Here is a 360-nt window from a genome sequence, read left to right as displayed (position 1 = left end):
GGACTACTCTTCTTCAACTTCTTCGACGAAGTTGGCGTCTTTCACCGATGTTGCGGCACGACGTGCTTCGCCTTTGTGCTGCAGTTTATTGAGCTGCCGTTCCAGCTTGTTGATCAATTCGTTAATTGCAGTGTACATATCTTCATGTTTACCACTGGCAACCAGAACGCCGTTAGGTGTATTGATTGTGGCGTCAGCAACAAACCCTTGTGGCTCTTTGGACAGAATGATATGTGGATTAATCAGATGTGTTTGCCATTTTTCCAGTTTGGCGAGACGGTCTGCGACATGTTGGCGGATGGCCGGAGTAATTTCCATTTGTTTGCTGGTAATGTTCATTGTCATAAATTTTACCTCTTG

At 45.3% G+C, this 360-nt stretch carries 1 protein-coding gene; it reads right to left on the bottom strand.

The annotated features are described in order from the left end of the window. Positions 1-3: 3 nt before the first annotated feature. On the bottom strand, positions 4-360 hold a 357-nt coding region (gene raiA, locus D4N35_RS17925), incomplete at its 5' end, for a ribosome-associated translation inhibitor RaiA (RefSeq protein ID WP_369122671.1).

The organism is Siminovitchia fortis (assembly GCF_003605365.2).
Lineage (GTDB): Bacteria > Bacillota > Bacilli > Bacillales > Bacillaceae_C > Siminovitchia > Siminovitchia fortis.
This window is presented reverse-complemented; position numbering and strand designations above follow the sequence as displayed.